The organism is Streptomyces carpinensis, from assembly GCF_002154505.1.
Classification (GTDB): domain Bacteria; phylum Actinomycetota; class Actinomycetes; order Streptomycetales; family Streptomycetaceae; genus Streptomyces; species Streptomyces carpinensis.
Genome location: NZ_MUBM01000693.1, coordinates 1 through 3,728, shown reverse-complemented (window position 1 = coordinate 3,728; position 3,728 = coordinate 1). Strand labels below are relative to the sequence as shown.

Here is a 3,728-nt window from a genome sequence, read left to right as displayed (position 1 = left end):
AATGGCGAGGTTGCGGTGGCGGACGGCACGGCGGGCCGCCCGGTGCGCCGACCGGCGGGCGGCGGCGCGGCGTCCGGGCACCGGTACCGGCTGCGGGGCCGCCCGCGGGTCCGGCACCGGCCGGGCCGCCGGTCGCCGGGCGCCGGAAGCGGTGTTGGGGATGCGGGTGCCCGCGGTGCGGCGGGCCGCGCGACGGGCCCGGTCGAACGGCGCGAACACGTCCGGCTCGTCCAGGGCGGGCCCGCCGGACGAGGTGGTGCCGAAGCCGTCGCCTCCCGCGGGGTCCGCGCCCGGTTCGCCGGCCGCGTCGAACGTCTCGCCTCCGGCCGGCGCCCGGGGCGGAGGGGCCGTGAAGGCCTCACCGCCGACGAACGCCCCGGACGGCGGGGGTGCGGGTGCCCCGTCCTGGGCGGGTGACCCGTCCTCGGCGGCCGACACGGCTCCCGCGACACGGTCGTACCGGTACTGCCGCGCGCCCCAGCCGAGGACGCCTTCGGCGAGCGCCGTGCCCAGGTCGACGTTGAACCGCGACAACTGGTCGCCGGTGTAGCGGCAGTGGGTGCACCCGGCCAGGTGCTCGCGCAGATCAGGGTCGGCGTCGACGCCGCCGCGCCGGCAGGTCACGTCCAGCAGCCGGAAGTAGCGCAGGCAGTCCTGTTCTGGGGCGACGTCCCGGTGGACCTGGAGGCACTCTTCGCGCAGCCGCTCCCTGGCCCGCCGGACTCCGACACGCGCGTCCTCCTTGTCGAGACCGAGCAGCCGGGCCGGGGCGGCGAGGGGTTCGGCCTCGACCTCGGCGTGCCACAGCAGGGCGCGGGGCGTCTGGGGCAGCCGCTGGAAGGCCTGGGAGAGCAGGCACCGGTCGGGGGGCGGCAGCAGGCGGGCGGCGACCCGATCGTCCGAGCCGGCGGTCCTGAGGTCCGGGTGCAGCATGTCCCGCCGGTGGTCGGTGCTCCACTCCGCGGCGATACGTCGTACGGTCACCAGGAGTTGGGGCCGCCAGGCGGCCGTCGGCCCGGACTGACGCAGTGTCTGCCCGAACAGGCGAGTGAAGGAGGCGGTGGTCAGCATGCCCGCGGGGTGCGGGCCGTCGGTGCACAGCCGGGCGTAGGCGAAGCCCGCTTCCCAGTGCCGGTCGAGCAGTTCACCGACGGGGCGGAGCGCCGGCGTGGCGCCGGTCCACTTGCTCAGTTCGGTGCTCAGCTGCTGGTCCGTCGCGTCGAACGGACGGGACGGTTCGGGGGAATGGGAAAGGCCTGGGTCTTTCACGGCTGGTATTCCTCCGGGCCTATTGTCCGCACGCCGACAAGCCACACCTTTGCACAGGTCAGCGCGGAGCAACAAGGGATCACACATTCTTGCGCGAATGGCCCTGGAATCCGCTCTGTTGACGATTTGTCAATTCACTGGGAGCAAGCGATTACGGGCCGGATTTCGGCTCCGATTCCGTGGCCCGCGGGAGGTCCGGGATGCCTTTGCGCATCGCCGGACCCGCCACGGGCACCGTGGGTCAGTGGCCGCTGATCGCGTGCGGGGTGTAGGGCCGCTGGAGTTCCTCGATCTCCTTGTCGCTCAGCTCCAGTTCGACGGCGGCCACCGCGTCCTGGAGGTGCTGCGGCTTGGACGCGCCGACGATCGGCGCCGTCACCGTGTCCTGGTGCAGCAGCCAGGTGAGGGCCACCTGGGCGCGCGGGACACCGCGCTCCTGCGCGATGCGCGTGACGGCCTCGACGATGGTGCGGTCGCCCTCCGGGTAGAGGCGGCTGCCGAAGACGTCGCCGGCGCTGCGGTCCGTGGTGGTGTCCCAGTCCCGGGTGAGACGGCCGCGCGCGAGCGGGCTCCAGGGCAGCACTCCGACGCCCTGGTCCGCGCACAGGGGCAGCATCTCGCGCTCCTCCTCGCGGTAGAGGAGGTTGTAGTGGTTCTGCATGGAGACGAAGCGGGTCCAGCCGTGCAGCCGGGCCGTGTACTGGGCCTTGGAGAACTGCCAGGCGTACATCGAACTCGCCCCGATGTAGCGCACCTTGCCCGCCCGGACCAGGTCGTGCAGCGCCTCCATGGTCTCCTCGACGGGCGTGTGCGGGTCCCAGCGGTGGATCTGGTACAGGTCGACGTAGTCGGTGCCGAGACGGCTCAGACTGTGGTCGATCTCGGTCATGATCGCCTTGCGGGACAGTCCGCCGCCGTTGGGGCCCGGTCGCATCCGCCCGTGCACCTTGGTGGCGAGCACGATGTCGTCGCGGCGGGCGAAGTCGCGCAGCGCCCTGCCGACGATCTCCTCGCTGGTGCCGTCGGAGTAGACGTTGGCCGTGTCGAAGAAGGTGATCCCGGCCTCCAGGGCCTGCCGGATCAGCGGCCGGGACGCCTCCTCGTCGAGGGTCCACTCGTGATTGCCCCGGTCGGGCACGCCGTAGGTCATGCAGCCCAGACAGATCCGCGACACTTCCAGGCCCGTCGAACCGAGCTTCACATACTGCATCGTTGCTGCTCCTGCCTTCGGGAAGGTTCTCCACGAGAGCGTAGGCCGTCGTCGATCACGAAGGCGGACGGTGCCGCATGCCGAACTCGGTCGGTCCTCATCCCGCGGACGGCGGCAGCGGGTCGAGCAGGTCCAGCGCCCGCTCCCAGGCGAAGTCCTGCCGGCCGCCGCCGTCCTCCGGTTCGCCGGAGTGGGGGTCGCCGAAGCGGACGCCCATGGCGCGCAGGCTGACCAGGCTCTGCCGGTAGGCGGGGTGGGCGGCCAGCGTGTCGGCCACGCAGGGCAGGACGGCGACCGGGACGCCGAGTCCGTAGGTCTCGCACAGGGTGGCCAGGGCGAGGGTGTCGGCGGTCCCGGCGGCCCACTTGTTGATCGTGTTGAAGGTGGCGGGCGCGACGGCCACGGCGTCGGGCGGCGGGAACGGGCGGGGATCGCCGGGGGTGCGCCAGGCGGACCGTATGGTGCGGCCGGTGCGCCGCTCCACTTCGGCGGTGTCGAAGAAGCCGCCCATGGCGACCGGCGTCGCGATGACACCGACCTCCCAGCCCCGCGCCTGCGCCGCGGCGATCAGCCGCCCGACGCCGGAGGCGATCCCGGCCGCGCAGACGACGACGTAGAGGAAGGGTCTCTTCGGTGGTGCCCCGGCGTGTTCGGTCACCCGGCCGACCCTACTCAACCGCCCGCGGCCGCACGGGCCCGGGCGGTGGCCGGGGCGGGCCGCCCGCGGCCACGGAGGCTCAGACGGCGGCCAGTGCCAGGACCTGTTCCCGGGCCGCGGTGAGCGACTCCCGCGCCAGGTGTTCCAGGCCGGCCAGGTGCGGCAGGACGTCGACGCGGGTCAGTTCGGCGGCGATCAGATGGAGGTGGTCCGGCGCGACGCCCAGGTTGCCGAAGTACGCCTTCAGGTACGGCGTCTGGAAGTCGAAGGACTCCCGCGGGGTGCCGGGGCCGTAGCCGCCTCCGCGGGCCATGACCGCGACCACGCGGGTGTCGCCCAGCAGGCTCTCGCCGGTGTCCGGGTCGGCGAACGCCCCGGGGAAGGTCACCCGGTCGATCCACGCCTTCAGGGACGCGGGCACCGAGAAGTTGTACATCGGGACCCCGAGCAGCACCGTGTGCGCGCGGCGCAGCTCGTCGATCAGGGGCAGGGTCAGGTCCCACTCGTGCTGCTCGGCGGGGCCGTCGACGAGCGCGGGCACCTTCGAGGGGGGCACGAAGCCCTGGCGCTCCACCCTGCGGCCCAGGGTGG

3 protein-coding genes and 1 pseudogene are annotated in these 3,728 nt (G+C 73.1%); all 4 read right to left on the bottom strand.

Going from position 1 to position 3,728, the window contains the following annotated elements:
* Positions 1–1,269 (bottom strand): annotated as a pseudogene (locus BZY54_RS54415) (ricin-type beta-trefoil lectin domain protein); the annotation flags it as partial.
* Between the two features lie 241 nt (positions 1,270–1,510).
* Positions 1,511–2,479, bottom strand: coding sequence for an aldo/keto reductase (locus BZY54_RS47970; RefSeq protein WP_086731534.1), 969 nt, complete (start codon positions 2,477–2,479; stop codon positions 1,511–1,513).
* A gap of 97 nt (positions 2,480–2,576) precedes the next feature.
* A complete protein-coding gene (locus BZY54_RS47965) occupies positions 2,577–3,137 on the bottom strand; it encodes a flavoprotein (protein ID WP_086731533.1) in 561 nt (186 codons plus the stop codon).
* A gap of 79 nt (positions 3,138–3,216) precedes the next feature.
* Positions 3,217–3,728, bottom strand: a 512-nt coding sequence (locus tag BZY54_RS47960) for an NAD(P)H-dependent oxidoreductase (RefSeq protein WP_107420024.1), incomplete at its 5' end; no start/stop codon positions are given.

Excerpts from the sequence above, each read along its gene's own strand:
- BZY54_RS47970 (WP_086731534.1), bottom strand. The coding sequence starts at position 2,479 with ATGCAGTATGTGAAGCTCGGTTCGACGGGCCTGGAAGTGTCGCGGATC.